The sequence below is a fragment of the Agrobacterium sp. V1 genome, from assembly GCF_030518355.1.
Classification (GTDB): Bacteria; Pseudomonadota; Alphaproteobacteria; order Rhizobiales; family Rhizobiaceae; genus Agrobacterium; species Agrobacterium cucumeris.
Genome location: NZ_JAULSF010000001.1, coordinates 205,249 through 221,584, shown reverse-complemented (window position 1 = coordinate 221,584; position 16,336 = coordinate 205,249). Strand labels below are relative to the sequence as shown.

Annotated in this window: 16 protein-coding genes; all 16 read right to left on the bottom strand. The window is 57.7% G+C overall.

Annotated elements, in window-relative coordinates:
• Position 1 precedes the first annotated feature (1 nt).
• Positions 2-757 carry a flagellar biosynthetic protein FliR gene (fliR, locus tag QSV77_RS01080; RefSeq protein WP_142841156.1) on the bottom strand — a complete coding sequence of 252 codons (756 nt, stop codon included), beginning with the start codon at positions 755-757 and terminating at the stop codon, positions 2-4.
• Positions 754-2,841 carry a flagellar biosynthesis protein FlhA gene (flhA, locus tag QSV77_RS01075; protein ID WP_142841154.1) on the bottom strand — a complete coding sequence of 696 codons (2,088 nt, stop codon included), beginning with the start codon at positions 2,839-2,841 and terminating at the stop codon, positions 754-756. The genes fliR and flhA overlap by 4 nt, the downstream gene beginning before the upstream one ends.
• Positions 2,842-2,999: 158 nt before the next feature.
• Positions 3,000-3,266, bottom strand: a complete 267-nt coding sequence (locus QSV77_RS01070) for a flagellar biosynthetic protein FliQ (protein WP_142841153.1) — start codon at positions 3,264-3,266, stop codon at positions 3,000-3,002.
• A gap of 48 nt (positions 3,267-3,314) precedes the next feature.
• The gene (gene flgD, locus QSV77_RS01065) at positions 3,315-3,785 is read right to left on the bottom strand and encodes a flagellar hook assembly protein FlgD (RefSeq protein ID WP_142841151.1); all 471 of its coding nucleotides are present in this window, start codon (positions 3,783-3,785) and stop codon (positions 3,315-3,317) included.
• Positions 3,776-4,225 (bottom strand): flagellar biosynthesis repressor FlbT, encoded by a 450-nt coding sequence (gene flbT / locus QSV77_RS01060; RefSeq protein WP_046800601.1) that lies wholly within the window; start codon positions 4,223-4,225, stop codon positions 3,776-3,778. Before flbT ends, flgD begins: the two co-directional genes overlap by 10 nt.
• Entirely contained in the window at positions 4,222-4,566 is a 345-nt protein-coding gene (gene flaF, locus QSV77_RS01055) for a flagellar biosynthesis regulator FlaF (protein WP_045021979.1), read from the bottom strand. The genes flbT and flaF overlap by 4 nt, the downstream gene beginning before the upstream one ends.
• Positions 4,567-4,600: 34 nt before the next feature.
• A complete protein-coding gene (locus QSV77_RS01050) occupies positions 4,601-5,704 on the bottom strand; it encodes a flagellar hook-associated family protein (RefSeq protein WP_142841149.1) in 1,104 nt (367 codons plus the stop codon).
• A 3-nt stretch (positions 5,705-5,707) separates the two neighbouring features.
• Positions 5,708-7,201, bottom strand: coding sequence for a flagellar hook-associated protein FlgK (flgK, locus tag QSV77_RS01045; protein WP_142841147.1), 1,494 nt, complete (start codon positions 7,199-7,201; stop codon positions 5,708-5,710).
• Positions 7,202-7,223: 22 nt separating this feature from the next.
• Positions 7,224-8,528 carry a flagellar hook protein FlgE gene (locus QSV77_RS01040; RefSeq protein WP_142841146.1) on the bottom strand — a complete coding sequence of 435 codons (1,305 nt, stop codon included), beginning with the start codon at positions 8,526-8,528 and terminating at the stop codon, positions 7,224-7,226.
• Between the two features lie 105 nt (positions 8,529-8,633).
• Positions 8,634-9,305 (bottom strand): response regulator transcription factor, encoded by a 672-nt coding sequence (locus tag QSV77_RS01035; RefSeq protein ID WP_046800597.1) that lies wholly within the window; start codon positions 9,303-9,305, stop codon positions 8,634-8,636.
• A 282-nt stretch (positions 9,306-9,587) separates the two neighbouring features.
• Complete coding sequence (locus QSV77_RS01030; RefSeq protein ID WP_271361436.1) at positions 9,588-10,154, bottom strand: lytic transglycosylase domain-containing protein; 567 nt, start codon at positions 10,152-10,154, stop codon at positions 9,588-9,590.
• Complete coding sequence (locus QSV77_RS01025) at positions 10,102-11,463, bottom strand: flagellar hook-length control protein FliK (RefSeq protein WP_302732274.1); 1,362 nt, start codon at positions 11,461-11,463, stop codon at positions 10,102-10,104. The genes QSV77_RS01030 and QSV77_RS01025 overlap by 53 nt, the downstream gene beginning before the upstream one ends.
• Positions 11,460-12,749, bottom strand: a complete 1,290-nt coding sequence (motC, locus tag QSV77_RS01020) for a chemotaxis protein MotC (protein ID WP_368045848.1) — start codon at positions 12,747-12,749, stop codon at positions 11,460-11,462. Before motC ends, QSV77_RS01025 begins: the two co-directional genes overlap by 4 nt.
• On the bottom strand, positions 12,746-14,044 hold the full coding sequence (locus QSV77_RS01015) for a MotB family protein (RefSeq protein WP_269698651.1): 1,299 nt from the start codon (positions 14,042-14,044) through the stop codon (positions 12,746-12,748). The genes motC and QSV77_RS01015 overlap by 4 nt, the downstream gene beginning before the upstream one ends.
• Complete coding sequence (locus QSV77_RS01010; protein WP_302732272.1) at positions 14,041-14,691, bottom strand: hypothetical protein; 651 nt, start codon at positions 14,689-14,691, stop codon at positions 14,041-14,043. The genes QSV77_RS01015 and QSV77_RS01010 overlap by 4 nt, the downstream gene beginning before the upstream one ends.
• 248 nt (positions 14,692-14,939) lie before the next feature.
• Positions 14,940-16,256 (bottom strand): flagellin, encoded by a 1,317-nt coding sequence (locus tag QSV77_RS01005; RefSeq protein WP_302732271.1) that lies wholly within the window; start codon positions 16,254-16,256, stop codon positions 14,940-14,942.
• Positions 16,257-16,336 lie beyond the last annotated feature (80 nt).

Here is a 16,336-nt window from a genome sequence, read left to right as displayed (position 1 = left end):
ATCAAAAACCGATGAAGACCGGGCCGAAACCGTCCACGAACTGACGGATGAGGGCCGCGACCGACAAATAAAGCATGAAAAGACCGCCCGCCAGAACGAAAGGCGTCGAGATGAAGTAAACCGGAATCTGTGGCGCCAGCTTGTTGATGAGACCGACCGCAACGTTGAACATCAGGCCGTAGATCACGAAAGGGCTGGCAAGCCGCAGCATGATGGAGAACGATGCCCTGAGCGTATCGGTGAGCGTGATCAGCATCTTCTGGCCGCTGATAAGCGCCCCGACCGGCGTGGCGGTATAGGAATCAACCAGCGCTTTCAGGACGATATGGTGGAAATCCAGCATGAACAGCACCAGCAGGCCGCCGAAGGTGATGAAGTTGGATATCTGGTTTTCCTGCACCTCTTCGATGACATCCGCACCGCCTGGGGCGCTGAGACCGATGGAGGCGCCGATGAGCGCACCCGTGAACTGGAAACCGAGCGTATAAAACCGCGCGATCAGGCCATACATCGCACCGATGACGACCTCGGTGAAGATGAGGCCGACGACCGTGGCCTGGCTTGCGCCGGAGACTTTCGGATAGATCGTATCCCACAGCACCGGCAGAAGCGCCATGGACACCGCAACGCACAGCAGCATGCGGATTTGTGGTGATATGCGGGAGCTGGAAAAGCCCGGCATGGTCATGAAACAGGCGCCGATACGGCAAATGGCAAGGAACAATGCGATAATTGTCCCTTGCGGGTCGGTTATCATGAAATGGCGCCCAGGATCTTGATCTCCAGCCCCTTGGCCAGTTCCACATGTGAAAGAACCGGCAGGGTCGCAAAGAGTCGCTCGATAATCATGCGCACATAGGACCGCGTTTCCGGCGAGGTTACAAGGACAAAGGGCAGTCCGCGATCCATGAATTCACGGATAACTTTCGAAGCCTGCTCCGAAAACTCCTCAAGATGGCGCGGATCGATATCGAATTCGACGATTTCGCCCTTCTGGTCGCGCTTCAGCGCCTGATGGAAGACCATGTCCCACTTGTTGCCGAGGCGCAGAACACGCAGCACGCCATTGTCGGCGAGATCGCCGCAGAGCTGCTGCGACATACGCACCCGCACATGTTCGACGATCTGTTCCGTCTTGCGCACATGTGGTGCAAGTTCGGCAACGGCTTCCAGAATGAGATGCAGGTTGCGGATCGACACGCGTTCGGCGAGCAGCAGTTTCAGAACCGCCTGCAGACCGGAATAGGACATATGCGACGAGCAGATTTCGTCGGCCAGCTTCTTGTATTCCGGATCGAGCCTGTCGATCAGGATCTTGACGTCCTTGTAGGACAGAAGCTGCGGCAGGTTGTTGCGGATGACTTCGCTCAGATGCGTCAGCACGACAGAGACATTGTCGATCGGATGGAAACCTTCGCGTTTCAAATCTTCGGTAAAGGTCTCGAGGATCGAGACAGCCGGCATGCCGAAGGCGGGTTCACGGATTTCGTCGCCGGGAATGCTCGGCTTGCGTCCTGCCCCGGTCACCACGAGAACATCGCCGACACGCAGATTGCTCGACGCGATGGTCGTGCCGTGGACGCGGATCTGGTAAGCCTTTTCCGGGATCATGATGTCGTCGGAGACCTTGATCTCCGGCACGACAAAACCGTATTGGGTCGCAAATTTCTTGCGCATCTTGCCGACGCGGAAGGCCAGTTCCTGATGCGCGCCGAGAAGGCGGGTGGAAACCTGCTTGCCGAGCGCCAGTTCGATCTCGGCGGTTTTCAGCACCTGCTTGACCGAATCCTTTTCCGCTTCGGTGGTCTGGAGGACCTTGTTCGCCTCCTCCTGACGGCGGAGCGCGTTTTCTGCTTCGGCCTGGCGCGGAATATACCAGCTGCCGAAGGCCATGATGCCGCCGAGGAAGATGAAGGGCAGGAAGGGAAGACCCGGGATAATCGCCAGCAGTCCCATCAGCATGGCCGAGACCATCAAAGCGCGGGGATAGCCGCTGAGCTGATTGACGACGGCCTGATCCGTGGAGCCGGCGGTACCGCCGCGCGACACCAGAAGGCCGGCCGCCAGCGAGACGATAAGGGCCGGGATCTGCGAGACGATACCATCACCGACCGAAAGCTTGACGAAAACATCCGCCGCTTCGCCGATCGGCATGCCGTGGCGGAAGTAACCGATGATGATGCCGCCGAAAATATTGATCGCGGTGATGATGAGGCCGGCGATCGCATCGCCGCGGACGAATTTCGAGGCACCGTCCATCGAGCCGAAGAAGGAGCTTTCCTCTTCCAGTTCGCGGCGACGGCGCTGCGCTTCCTTTTCATCGATGATGCCGGCGGACAAATCCGCGTCGATCGACATCTGCTTGCCGGGAATGGCATCCAGCGTGAAGCGGGCGCCAACTTCGGCGATACGCGTCGCGCCCTTGGTGATGACGATGAAGTTGACGGTGATCAGGATCAGAAAGACGATCAGACCAATGACGAAGTCGCCCGACATGACAAGGCTGGAAAAGCCGGCAATCACGCCACCCGCCGCCGTCGGCCCCTCGTTACCATGCGAAAGAATGACACGCGTCGTCGCAATGTTCAGCGACAGGCGGATCATGGTCGCGATCAGCAACACGGTTGGGAAAGACGAGAAATCCAGCGGCCGCTGAATCCACAGTGCCACCATCAGGATGAGGACGGAGAGCGCAATGGAAAAGGCCAGCCCGATATCCACCAGCATGACCGGAATGGGCAGGAACAGAACGCAAAGGATCGCAATGATGCCCAATGCGAAACCGATATCCCGCATGCTCGGACTTACCTTGGGCAAGGAGATGACTGGTGGTTGCGCCATAAAATCGTCCTGTCTCTTCATGAGAAGGGCGACGGAAAAGCCGCCGCACGGTTCGCGGCACCGGCTTTTCGAAATTGCGCGCGCAATTCGGTCCGATGCTTCAGCCTATCACTAGTCGCTGAAGCTTGCGCGAGGGTGGCATCCGCAGCGCGCGGATATCAGAAGCCGGACTGGACGCGCGAAAAGACGAGATTGGAAAAAAGGGCGATCTGCGCACCCACAAAGGGGGCGGCAATGCCAAGCACGAGCATGATCGTGACGATTTTGGGAACAAATGTCAGCGTCATTTCCTGAACCTGGGTCAGGGCCTGTATGAAGGCAATGGCGACACCGACGATCATGGCGGCCAGAACGGCCGGACCGGCCGCGACGAGAACAGTCCAGACTGCTGCCTGCATGATATCAAGCGCATCGGCCTCGTTCATCGTCGCATCCTTTATTCAGAAGGGCGGCATCATACCGCCCCTACATTATCACGAATCGGCAGGCTTATCCGAATCGGTACCACCTTCAGGTTTAGTCTCGATCGGGCCGTTCGAGAAGCTCACACCGGCCTGCAGCAGCACTTTGTCACCAGCTTCGGTAATGGCGACAACGCCGTCCGAATAGACCTCGACTTCCTTCACCACACCGGTGACCTTGTCGTCGGCGCTCTTGACCGTCTTGCCGACCAGATCGGAAGCGCGCGTTAGGGCTTCGGCCTGCAGCATGCTCTTCAGATGGGTGTTGGTCTTGATCGTCTGTTCAACCTGCGAGAAGCTTGCCAGCTGCGACATCTGCTGACCGGCATCCATCGGGCTGGTCGGATCCTGGTTCTTCATCTGGGCGATGAGGAGCTTCAGAAAGCTGTCGTAGTTCAGCGAAGCTGCGTTCTTGTCATTGCTGCTCGCCCCGGCATTGGCCCAGGGGTTAGAGGCTGCCGAGTTGACTGCATCTACCGCCATGGTGCGATCTCCTTGCGAATCTGTTCGATCGTTGCGGGGGTCATTTCCTGATTGTTGAGGATTTTTTCCTCGGTCGGATAAAGACCGCGAATGGCCTTCAGCGCCTCAAAAGCCTTGCCCGAGGCAACCAGCCCGTCGATCCGCTTGAGTTCCGCCAATATCTCATCATGCTGGAAGCAGTTCAGCAGCATGCTCACGGACTTGCGGAACATGTTCGTAGACTGTTCACGCCCTTCCGGGTTGATGAGGATCATCTGCGCGATGAAATAAAGCTGCCTCAGCGGCGTTGTCGCCTGCTCCGGCTGCAGCACGTGGTTTTCAAGCAGGAACGTGACATCGTTCAGGAATTCGAGCGCCACTTTGCGATCCACCCGCAAGACCGCGCCGTTGATGAAAATCTTTTCGCCTGATTTCAGCGAGATTCGAAGTGTACTTTTCATTTCAGTCCATCCCTGATGATGGTTGTCACGTCAATTATGCCCTGGAAATTCGTCGACTGACGTTTCCGGATCAGTTCGCACTCTTTCAAAATCCAGATCGCGATCGAGATCAGATTGGCCCTCAGCTCCATAGCCAGTTGGTTGTCCGGCTGCTTGAGGTCCTCAATGAAGCGGATCCAGACCCGCCGAGTGTAAAAAAGTGCTTCGATCGTATGGCGCTGGGAAGACGAATCCTTCGCTTCCACAAGCAGTTCGATCGATTTTGTCAACGCCTGTCGCTCGCGATCCTTCGCGTCTGCGACACCATCCTCCATGATTTCGGCGTAGGAAAACTGGTACATTCATGTATCCTTTATCTGCCGCCACCCCTGTTCATCAGAGGTAGTTCACCAGACTCATTTTTTGCAGACGCGACGTCAGGCTGTAGGCGATTTCGATCTGCTGCTGCAGCAGGTCGAGACGGGTCTTCGCTTCGTAGGTATCGATACCTTCGATATCCAGCAGATGCGTCTCGATGATCTTCTTCTGCGCCGCCAAAGAGTCGTTCGACTTCTTGACGCGTTCCTGAGAGAGACCGAGACCGCTGGCCTGCTGGTTCAAACCGTCGATTGCGGTACCGATTGTCGTAACCGCGCGGGTGGCGACAGCTTCACGGACATCGCTCGGAACCTTGTCATCGAGGAAGGTCATCGCCGTCATTGCCGTCATCGCGAAATAACGCATGCCCTGCGAATTGCTGTTGGTCGATGTCTCGATCACTTCGTTCTGGCTGATCCGGCTCGTCATGTTGGTGTCGCTGGCCTTGGAGCCGAACGTCGTCCAGAAATCAACGTTCTGACCGGTGGCAAGACTGCTATGCGGCGGATTGGTGACCGTCGTGGTGCCGTTGAATACGCCTTCCATATGGGTCATGAAGGCATTGACCTGATCCTTGGACAGGTTGGCGATGCTTCCGACCGGCGGCGTCTGCGTCGCCATGAAATGGTTCAGCTCATCATTATAAGCGGTCTTCAGCGTCGAACCATCGGCGAAATAGTCATCGACCGGCTTCACATCCGTATTCGTACCGGAAAACAGATATTCGCCATCAACGGCAGTGTTCGCGAAGCTGGTGAAATTGTTGAGCGCATTGGTGATTTTCTGGTTGACGGTGGCAAGCGTGGGCTGCGCGCTGCTGGTATTCGGCACCAGAACGCCGAGGATCTCCTGGGCGGCCTTTGCCATGCCGTCCAATGCGGTCTGCGACGATTCAAGACGTTGCGTCGCAAAGGAATTGACCGTGACAAGCGACGAAATTCGCTCCACATCCCGATTGAGATCGAGGCTGCGGGCCGTGTTGGCGCCGAGCGTGACGCCGAGATCCGCATGCTTGCCCGTTGTCAGTTCGGTATTGAGCTTGGTCATCTCAAGCTGGGCCTTGAGGATGGTGCTGCGCATGCTGTTCTGCATCGCCAGCGATGAAATGAATGACGTTTTCATCTTTTACCTCACCATGTCCATCAAGGACTTGAGCATTTCATCGACGGTGGTCACCAGCTTGGTGGCTGCCTTGTAAGACTGCTCGATATCCATGAGCAGCGACAGCTCCTCATCCAGGCTCACCGCCGTGTTGTTCGAATAGGAGGCGGCGGAGCGCTCATAGAGCGCGCTTTTCGCTTCGTTCGCCGAAGTCGCACCGGATCGTTCCTGTTCGAGCCAACCCATCGAGTTGGTGCCGTATTTCAAGATGCTGGTATTCGTATCGATACGTGTCGACGCGGCAAAATTCATGGGCGCGTCGAATGCGGTCACATAGCTGTCGATCAGGGCGGAAAAGCCAGTGCCGCCCGTAGCTGTGGTATTGACAATATAAGCGGTACCGTTGATGCCGCCGTCGCGCAACAATTCCGGGTTTCCACCTTTCGAAATAATTAACGCGGAGTTGACGTTGATGCTGGCAGCAAGTCCCGGAACGATAACGCCAGCGGGAGGAATTTCGCTTGTGGCCGTTGCTCCCGCCCATGTGAAGAGGCCAGGTTTCGCCGTCAGGGGCGTCGCGGGCGGTGCCGGCTGCGTGATCGGCTTTTCCGCAAACATGGAGATCAGGCCACGGGCGATTTCGTCGAGCTGGCTTTGCATGGTCGGCGCCAGATCGTCGCGGACCTGCATCAGACCCTGCAGTGATCCTTCTGCTGTCGTGTTGCTGCCATTGCCGGCCTTGAGCGCCACGCCGTCCACATAGATCGCATTGCCAGTGGTCGTCGCATCGTAGCCCGGCTGCGCCTTGAAGGTGACCTTGCGCGGCACCACCTCGAAGAGGGTCGCGCCTTCCGTCGTGTAAAGCGCCACATCGTTGTTTGGACGATTGACGACATTGATGCCGATGATGGACGAAATGTCCTTCAACAGGGTCTCGCGCTGATCAAGGGCGTCGCTCGGATCACCGCCGATCGCCGTCTGCGCCTTGACCTCGTTATTGGCTTCCTCGAATTTTGCGAGCAGGCCGTTCAGCTTGTCGACCTGAAGGGAGATTTCCTTGTCGGCACGCAGACGCATCGCCTGCAATTCGGAAGACGCCTTGTTCAGGGAACTGGCGACATCCGCAGCCGAGGTCACAGCCGTTGCCGCAAGGGCAGCATTGCTCGGCTTGGCGGCGTAACCGCTCAGGCTCTTCAGCAATTCCTTCATGTAGGTGGACGGCGAACTTTCATAATTGTTGCCGCCGAAAATGCTCTTCATCTCCTCAAGGCCGGTCAGAACGGTGTTCTGACCGGTGGCCAGCGAGGCGCTGGAGATCGTCTGCCTGAGAAGACTTTCATTCTGGGCACGGCCATTGGAGACGATACTCGCTCCGGCCATGGTCGTGCCGAGAATGGCGGTTCGCTTGACGTAATTCGCATTGCCGACATTGGCAATATTTTTCGAAGTAACGTCTGTCTGCTTACCTGTATTATTGAAAATCGACTGCGCAGTATTCATTGCTGACGTGAGCGACATTCATCTGTCCTCGTAGGAATTACTATCTCTTCAGATTGATCAGGACATCCATCAAATCCGATCCAGTCTGGAAGACCTTCGAATTCGCGGTATAGATACGCTGGGATTCAATCATGTCGGTGAGTTCACTGGCGATATCGACGTTTGAGCCTTCCAGTGCACCCTTCTGGATGTAACCGAAGCTGCCCGTCTGCGCGAAACCGATGGTAACGACGCCCGACTCGTTGCTGGGCAGATAGACGTTGCCGTTCTGCGGGCTGAGGTTGTCGACGCTCGGCACGGTTGCCAGCGCCAGCTGGTAGATGTTGCGGCGGCCACCATCCTGGTAAACCGCGGTCACCACACCGTCCTTGCCGATTTCGACATCCTTGATCTGGCTCGGACCATTACCGTTCAGGATCGCGGTGCCGGGCGTGAACTTCGAGGAGAACTGCGTCATTTCGGACAGATCGATCTTGATCGACTGCGCTACGCCGCTGACCTGGTCGTCGATGGTGATGGATGTCGGAGATGCAGGGGTTCCGGTTTTCAGCTTGTTGGTCGCCGGATCGAAGACCAGCGTTACCTTCTCCTGCACCAGATTTGCAGCCGGTGTTGCCGTATACGGGAAACCGCCATTCGTCGACTGATCCTGACGATAGACCGACACTTCCCATTGCGGATTGCCGGACGTGTCATTGTCGATGCGCGTATAATAGAAATCGTAAAGGACTTTGGCACCACCGCTGTCGAATGCCGTCAGCGATGTCTTTGCGCCGATCTTTGCGGTTGCGACGTTGTCACTGGGGCGCGAACCCGTCGGTACGATTGCTTCGTCACGATTAAGGTTGGCCGGGAAGCTACCCTGCGTCGAGGGCGACGCCGTCAGACCGAAGTTGTTGACGTTGATGGCCTCAAGACCGGTAAAGCCGTTAACGACGGCAGCCGGCGGGTTGGAGCCGTAGGGGTAACCCATCAGCTGGAAGCCCGCTGCGTTTTCCAGATAACCTTCGGCATTCTTCACGAAGGAACCGGCGCGTGTGAGGTAAGGCGTGCCTGCACCATCCTGAACCACGAAGAACCCGTTGCCCTGGATGGCAAGATCGGTGCTCGAGGTGGTGTAGGAGAGGTTGCCCTGCTCCGAAATGCTATAGCGTACGTTGGACTGCACGCCGCCGGAGGCATAGCTGCCCGACGAAGAGGGCAGAACGAGCGAGGAGAACGACGTCGATGCGCGCTTGTAGCCGGTGGTGCTTGCGTTGGCGATGTTGTCGCCCACGGTGCCCAGCTTGTTCGCCTGCGCATTCATGCCGGACACACCGGTTCGCATAGTGCCGAAAATACTCATTCAAAAACCCTCGTGGTCATCTTTCAGGGAGAAGGTAAAGCGTTTGGCTTGCGTGAAGCTGTCTGAAATACCGCGTTTGAAAAAGACCACGCGGGTCAATGAAGATCATTGCCAATCAATGCTGTAGCCGAGGAACCGCTTGGAATCGACCGGGTCGTAGCCGAGCTTCTTGCGCAGTTTCTTGCGCAGCTTGCTGATGTGGCTTTCGACGACATTCTCTTCGACGTCGTCATCGAAGATGCCGTAGATGGCATTGAAAATCTGCGTCTTGGAGACGCGGCGTCCGCGATTGGCGATCAAATATTCCAGGATGCGGCGCTCGCGGCGCGGCAAGGGAAATACTTCACCACCGACTTCCGGATCACGGCCATCGGAGAAAACCCGGATAGGTCCGGCATCGGTGAAGTTGGAGATGACCTGCAGCCGGCGACGGATCGCCGCCGCACGCGCCAGGATTTCACGGGGGTGAACCGGTTTGCGCACGACATCGTCGACGCCGCTGTCGAACAGTGCCAGCGTCGATTCCAGCGAGGGCTGGTCGCTGACCGCGATAACCGGCGCCGTCGTGCGATCCCTGATCGCCTTCGGCAAAGAGAAGCTCCGGTCGCCCTGGCCGATCAAAAAGGCCTCCACGGCCGCAAGATCGCTTTCCGCCGCCGTCGAGACCCATTCCCCGAATTCAACCGGATCGAACCCGGTTGAGGGGATGCCCTCACGCCCAAATAGAGATGTATAGCCGTCTTTAACGAGCTCGCGCTCATCAACCACTACGATCATTCGTCCGCCTCCGAATCAGTGTGGTGTTTTCCAATGAGGCATTGATAAGAATCGGGGGATTCAGCGACAACTGTAGGAAATCATCGATAGTTATTAATAATTGATTAACTATTTTGTGCCGATTTGATCTATATATAGTGGTTGTTAACCATATATGGCACAAAATTTTTGTGTAAAAATTTTAAAAATCCGAAAAAACCGCTTGCAACGCCTTTTTTTGATCAATCTATCGCCACATTTCAAATTACGAGTCCTACGACCCTTAAAGACAATTTCAGGTTGTTATCCGTCGCAGAAATTTTTCGCGTTGGCAGTCCATTTTCCGTAACCGGTCGCCACCAGATTGGCGATGACCCGACAGACATATTTCTTCTGCGCGGGGTCATTGTTCGGACCGGCATGGTAACGGGCAACCGCCATGGTCCAGGTTTCATGCCTGTTATGGAGGTTGCGCAGGAACATGGCGGCATATTCGACATTGCGGCGCGGATCGAACATTTCGCGCGCGGACGTGAAGTTTTCGCCGTGAAAATAGTGGTTTATCTGCATACATCCGAGGTCGATCAGCTTGGCGCCATTGCGCTTCGCCGTCTCGAAAGTGGTCAATGCCTCCTCCGTGGATGCGGCAAATACCGGTTTTCCTTCAATATTCATGGCATTGGGGTCAAGCCGCCCCTTACGGCCCGTCTCGGTCAGGCCAACGGAATAGAGAATTCCCTCCGGCACGCCATATTTGCGGGCGGCGGACTGGATTTCCCTTTCACAGACACCTGATGTTGCCGAAGCCGAGGCTTTTTCAGAGGTAGACGCCATTGTCAGCAGAAGAACGGCCAGAGCCGAGAGCGCCATCCATGCCTTCATTATGCACCCCCAAATTATCACCATTGCCTTGCCGGCCATCGCGTGCGCCGGACTCGTCACGGTTGCGGCCCGCAGCTGCCTGCTGGCCCTGCTGCTGCGCCTGCTGATTTTGCTGATTATTGCCTTGTGTGCCCGTTTGGTCACTCTTGTCGGAAGAAGAGATGCTGATGGTGATGTTATCGACCGTCAGACCCTGCGCTTTCAGGCCATCAAGAATGCTCTTGCTGTCTTCCTGAAGCTTTTTATAGGCCGCAACGCTCTCCACCGTCATGTGAACGGCGAGCTCGTCACCGGCCAGACGCAGTGACATCGTCACCGATCCAAGCTCGATCGGCGTCATATGCAGCTTCAGCGTATGGACAACCTTGCCTGTGCTGCTCTGGGCAGCGGCGTTGGAAAACGACGAGCCGGGCTGCATGGCGCTGACCCATTCCGGATCATTGGCGATGAGACCGGTCAGTGCCGATGCGTTGGTCGATGGCGCCAGGCCGATAAACCGCCGTGAATCGAGCACCGTTATGGTATCGGCCGCCTTGCCGGTGCTCTCCCGGGCATCAAATTCAACGCGGCCTTCACGCTGAACCGTGCTCATATCGAGTGCACGGGACGTCCCGGAGCGCGCGGAGGCGAAGCGGAATGCCGAAGCACCGTTTTCACTATCCGAGCCGGATTCGGCCTCATTGCCAGCAAGCTCGGCTCGTGTCGGCATGTCCTTGGGCGAAGGCTCCGTCTTGCCACGGACAGTCTCGGTCCTGTCGGACTTGACCGGATCGGCCTTGCCGGCGATCGCCTGCGCGATTTCCTCAAGCGGTGTCTTGGCTGTTGCGATATCGCCGACACTGGTCGCGATCTTATTCAAATCCGCCAGTTTCGGATCAATGGCATCCGCCGTCGTTTCCGTATCCTTGTCGGCGTCGTCCTTGAGCTTCTTGCCGGTCTTGCCGTTTTCGACCGATGTGCGCGCCGGTTTCCCCGCGTTCTGAAGTTCGCCTGCCATCTCATGGCTGCGGCCTTCTGCGGAATGGTCGTTGCCGATTACATTCAGGAAGGTCGCAGGCCGCTTGACCGGCGTCTTTGTTTCCTCTTCGCCACCTTCTGGCTGCGCGTGCTGCTCCTCAGCCGAACCTGCTTCCTGCTGATGGCGGGAATGCGGTGCCTGCGTTGGGCGCTCATCGCGAACGGTGGACAGCACCTCGCCGAAACTTCCGCCCTTGGCATCGTCCCTGACAGCGGCGCTGCCGGCACGCGGATCATTATACGGCGCATTCACTATCGCGTTGATGGTTCCGTCGATCATGGTGCCCCCTCGCCTTTCTTCAACAGGCTGTCGATTTCATCAAGCTTGCTGCGGCCGCTCGTTACGAGTTGCCGCACATCCTCGCCCTCATCGTCAGCCTTGTGGGTTTCAACCCGCCATATGCTCTTTTCGCCAGTGCCAGCTGCCCCATTCGAGGATGGGTTCTGTCTGGCATCCTGCTGGGTAATCGCAGCGCCGACCTCGGCGCCGGGCTGCCCCGGCTGCAACGAGGGTGGGCGAACCACTTGCTCGGCGATCGCCCTTGCTGCATCCCGCAGCGCCCTGTCGCGATCCGAAAGCTGCCCTTCGGGGATCTGCACGATTGTCTCAATCGCACTCACCACATCGGGCGTGCCGATGTTGGAAAGGCTTTCATAAAGATTTGCCTGCGCTTCCGGCTGGTCCGGCAGGGCGGGAGACAGAGCTTTCGCCTTCAGCGCCGCCATGCGTGCCAGCCCGTCCTTGCCGCTGATTGCCGCCACACGGGAGAGACGCAGATAGGCTTCCTTCTGCCTCTCCGTGTCCATCATGGCGAATGTTTCCTGTATCGCTTCCTCGCTGATGGAATCCGCCCGCTTGACCACCAGCGAGACCAGAAGATCTGCAAACTGGCTGGCATAGGGGGAATGCAGGAAGCGCCGCGCGTAACGCTGCGCATAATCAACACCGCGCGCCGCATCACCGTCTTCAACCGCAATCGCCAGAGAGCGGCGAAGAGCGGCCTCCTCGACGATGGTGCCTGGCGCTTCGAGCCGGGCTATGTCGTAAAAACCGAGGGCCGCCAGCGGATCACGCGGGATCGTCACATTACCGCCGATCAGTGCCAAATAGGCGCCGATCCGGGTGCCGCGATATTCGGGCACCATGGCTGCAATGCTCTGCGCCACCAGCGTTCCCTTGCCCGAGAGGTATTTGCGCAGGATATCGGCGACGCGACTGTCGAAATTGCCGTCCACATCGCGCGCGACCAGCAATTCCAGCGTCGCCGGATTACCGCCGCTCATGGCATAGACAAGCGCCGCATCGACATTACGCGGGTCCTTGAAGATCGCCGACGGTGCACTTTTAAGCCGCTCATCGATCGTCTGGAGCAGGAAGCGCTGCATTTCCGTTGCCGAATGGTCGCCCATGGCAACCGAATCCTGCACGAATTGCAGGGAGCGCAACATGGCATAGGGCATGAGGCTGTCTTGCGATTGCGAGAATGCCTTGATCGGCTCGGCACCAAGGCCGCAAAGCGTCGCCGCGAGAAAAAGCCAGCGTTTCGAGGAATTCGTCACACTCACCCCCGATCAGCCTCAAGCAGGATTTCGATACGGCGGTTGGCATCCGCCAGAGGGTCTGCCGGCACCTGCAATCTGCGATCCGCAAAGCCCGAAACCTGCTTCACCCGCTCTTCCGACAGGCCGCCACGCACCAGCATGTAATAGGCGCTGTGCGCGCGATCCATGGAGAGCCGCCAGTTGTCATTGGCTTCACCCTTGAACTGCCGTCCGTCGGTGTGGCCGCGGATCACCACGCTGCCGCCACGCTCCTGAAGCAACTTGCCGATCTTTTCCATGGCCAGAACCATTTCACCCCGGGGTACGGCCGACCCGACGTTGAACATCGGCGTCTCCGACTGGTCGGAAATGGTCAGCAGCAACCCGCCTTCGGCCGGCGTCACCACCAGGCCTTCAGAGAGCCTGCCGGTAATGCCTGAAATCTGCTTTTCAATTTCTTCGCGCAGCGTGTCGGCCTTTTGCCATTCGGCGTCAGTGGGTTGCTTCTCATCCGCGGCTTGCTTCTCATCCGGCTGAGATTTTACGAGCGCGGCCTGCTCGGTAGCGTCCGGGCGCTGCTGCGGCACAACGGCGGCAATTTCCATCGGCTTGCCGTCTTGCGAATGATCAGCGGGCTTTTGAGACGCTGCAGCTGACACCGCTTCGGCATCCTTGTCCGCATCCTGCTGCTTCTCCGCCGTCTGCTGCGGCTCCGTCGGGTTCTGCTGCTGGTCGGCGCGGGTGATCTTCACCTGCTGGGTCCAGAAATCGGGATCGAAGGGATCACGATAGGCTTCACCACCGCTTGCGCCCGTCGCCGGGCCGGAATCGGCAGCACCGCCTTCGCCCTTGGCGCTGACATTGGCCTGCTGCCCAACCTGCTGGGCGATTTCCGCCAATACCGAATAAGGGTTCTCGAAGAAGTCGGCTTCCGAGAAATTCGACTGTTCGCCAGTCTGGGACGTCAGGTCCTCACCCGTCGCCGCGGCAGAGCCCTGGGTTACCTTTTCCGCCTTGATATTCGACTGGTCCTTTTTCTGGACACCCTCTTCCTTGTCCACGGGCTTTTCCAGCCCCTTGGACGAGGGTTTTTCATCGGACAGTTTGATCGGATTGAAATAGCTGGCGACCGAGGCCTTGGTCTCCTCATTGGCGGCATTGACCAGCCACATGACGAGGAAGAACGCCATCATCGCCGTCATGAAGTCGGCATAGGCGATTTTCCACGCGCCGCCATGGGCGCCATCGTGGCCACCCTTGTGGCGTTTGACGATGATGATCTCGTTTTTGCCGTGGTGGTGATTTTCGCCTTCACTCATTTCATCACCTTGCGAAGACTGGACGCCCAGGCCGACATGCGGGTCACGAACACGCTTTCACCCAGTTCGACGGAAAGGTCGATGTCCGTGGTCTCGGTAAATTTCATCGTTTCTTCTTCGAAGCCCGGTTGGGCCTTCAAATGTTCGAACAAATCTCTGGGACCTTTGACAACAATCGTGACAGCCTCGCCATCCGGCATGGAAGCGCGCACCACATCCGCCAGCGCCGAAACCGCCTTGAGCGACAGCTCTTCCGTCAAAACGGAGGCAAGAATACCGGCCGTCTGTTCGCTGAGATTGGAAGCGATCGCATCGATGCCCTCACGCAGACCACGGGACAGGAAAACCGCGATCTCCTCGAGATAGACGGAACGCAGGGCCTCCAGTTCGGCCGCATGGGAAGCCACTAAAGCATCCCGCTCGGCCTGCATCTTCTCAGTGATTTCGCGGGTCGCCTCGTCGCGGCCACGGGCATAGGCAGCCTGTTTTTCGCTTTCGACATCGACGGTCTCGAATTCATCGAAACCGGCCGCGACATCGCCGAAACCGGACATGCCCTCGGCATCCGCCAGTGGATCGCCAAACGCCAGCCCGGCGGGCTGGCTGTCACCGAAATCCTTGAGATATCTTGCAATGGAGGCGCTCATGTACGCCCCCGGCAAAACTGGCCAGAGAGGCGAGACATGTTTCCTTGCCTGCGATTTAAGCCGTTTGGCGGCACCACCGTCATCCTTGCTACCCTGTCCGTCTCTTCCATTACTCCGGCCGGATCACGCCATGCGATCCAGCCGATATTGCCCCGACGTTAGGTGTTCAAACTTGTGCGAGGATGAAGGCGGCCTGTTCCGGAAGCCCGCGCCTTGTCTCCGCACCTGCCCACGCCGGGCCAAACCCGTTACTTGAAGAGCTGGAGGATATTTTCCGCGTTGGCATTGGCGATCGAAAGCGACTGGATACCGAGCTGCTGCTGCGTCTGCAGCGCCTTCAGCCTAGTCGATTCCTCGTTCATATCCGCATCGACGAGGCGCCCAATACCCTTGTCGATCACGTCCATCAGGCTCGAAACGAAGTTTTCCTGCATATCGATGCGGCTCTGCAGCGAACCAAGGCTGGATGCCGCGCTGGTCATCGCTTCAAGCTGTCCGTCGACAAAGGACATCATCGCGTCCAGCACATCGGCTTCGGTATATTGCTCTCCGGTCATCGTTCCCATTTTCTGGGCGAGGTCGGTCAGCTTGTTGATGTCGAGCGTCGATACCGAGATGCCGAGTTTACGGGTGTCGGGATCGACTGCCGAGGAAATGTCGTAGTACCAGTTGGTGTTCGGCGATGTCGTCGTTGCGACCGGAGTGGTGCTGTCGGTGGTTGGCGCAGCGGCACTTGCCGGATCCGTAGAGGTAAGTTTTACCCAGACGTCGTCACCGATCTTCAAATATCCCTGGGTACTGCCAGCATTCGTATAAATGCCCGTTGACTTGAGACTGAAGCCGGCCAAAGCAGCGACTTCGCTATCCTTCAACGTAGCAACCACATAATTCTTGTCGGTCACTGTAGGAAGTGCGGGTAACGCGGGTGTGTCCGTCGTGCGCATCGTCACCGACGTTTCGTTCTTGCGGAGGAAGCGGGCCTCGGTGTCGAGAATGCCGAATTTTCCGCCGCTCAGATCGAACAACACCGTGCTCGAATCAAGCGAATAATCGACCGTCGTTACGCCCACCGCGCCAGCAGCGGTGCGGGTAAACGAGGCAACGATCTTCTTGATGGTCGGCTCTTCGGCCGCCGGCGTCTTGCCATCGCCGATTTTCGCCTGGAGCCAGTTTTCACCGGAGAACGACGCCGATTCGGAAATGCTTTTCAGCTGATCCTGAAGCTGCTTGATTTCTTCCTGGATCTTCGTTCGGTTGCTGCCCACACCATAGGCGGCGACGAGCTTCGCCTTCAGCGACTTGACCGTTTCGATGGCGCTTTCAACGGCCTCGAAGGCGGTATCGACCTTGGCGGCTCCCAGACCCAGCGCATCCTGAACGGCCGAAAGCGCCGTGTTGTCCGAGCGCATGGTCGTGGAGATAGACCAATAGGCCGCGTTATCCGCCGCAGTCTCGACACGGTAACCGGAAGAGACACGCGCCTGCGTTGTCTCGAGGCTCTTGTCGATCATGCGCAAGGTTTGCAGCGCGGCCATTGCCGCCGCATTGGTCATAATGCTGGTCATGGGTTCCACCCAATTCAAAATGTCAGAAGAAATCCGGCGCAGCGCCGAAAACGAGCAGGAGCATCATGCGCATCGGCGAT

Coding starts and splice junctions, on each gene's coding strand:
- QSV77_RS01005 (WP_302732271.1), bottom strand. CDS start 16,256: ATGACCAGCATTATGACCAATGCGGCGGCAATGGCCGCGCTGCAAACC.
- QSV77_RS01030 (WP_271361436.1), bottom strand. CDS start 10,154: ATGGCGCTCTCGGCTCTGGCCGTTCTTCTGCTGACAATGGCGTCTACC.
- flgD (WP_142841151.1), bottom strand. CDS start 3,785: ATGGCGGTAGATGCAGTCAACTCGGCAGCCTCTAACCCCTGGGCCAAT.
- QSV77_RS01015 (WP_269698651.1), bottom strand. CDS start 14,044: ATGAGTGAAGGCGAAAATCACCACCACGGCAAAAACGAGATCATCATC.
- flgK (WP_142841147.1), bottom strand. CDS start 7,201: ATGTCGCTCACGTCAGCAATGAATACTGCGCAGTCGATTTTCAATAAT.
- fliR (WP_142841156.1), bottom strand. CDS start 757: ATGATAACCGACCCGCAAGGGACAATTATCGCATTGTTCCTTGCCATT.
- QSV77_RS01050 (WP_142841149.1), bottom strand. CDS start 5,704: ATGAAAACGTCATTCATTTCATCGCTGGCGATGCAGAACAGCATGCGC.
- flhA (WP_142841154.1), bottom strand. CDS start 2,841: ATGGCGCAACCACCAGTCATCTCCTTGCCCAAGGTAAGTCCGAGCATG.
- flbT (WP_046800601.1), bottom strand. CDS start 4,225: ATGAAAAGTACACTTCGAATCTCGCTGAAATCAGGCGAAAAGATTTTC.
- QSV77_RS01035 (WP_046800597.1), bottom strand. CDS start 9,305: ATGATCGTAGTGGTTGATGAGCGCGAGCTCGTTAAAGACGGCTATACA.
- QSV77_RS01010 (WP_302732272.1), bottom strand. CDS start 14,691: ATGAGCGCCTCCATTGCAAGATATCTCAAGGATTTCGGTGACAGCCAG.
- QSV77_RS01040 (WP_142841146.1), bottom strand. CDS start 8,528: ATGAGTATTTTCGGCACTATGCGAACCGGTGTGTCCGGCATGAATGCG.
- QSV77_RS01025 (WP_302732274.1), bottom strand. CDS start 11,463: ATGATCGACGGAACCATCAACGCGATAGTGAATGCGCCGTATAATGAT.
- flaF (WP_045021979.1), bottom strand. CDS start 4,566: ATGTACCAGTTTTCCTACGCCGAAATCATGGAGGATGGTGTCGCAGAC.
- QSV77_RS01070 (WP_142841153.1), bottom strand. CDS start 3,266: ATGAACGAGGCCGATGCGCTTGATATCATGCAGGCAGCAGTCTGGACT.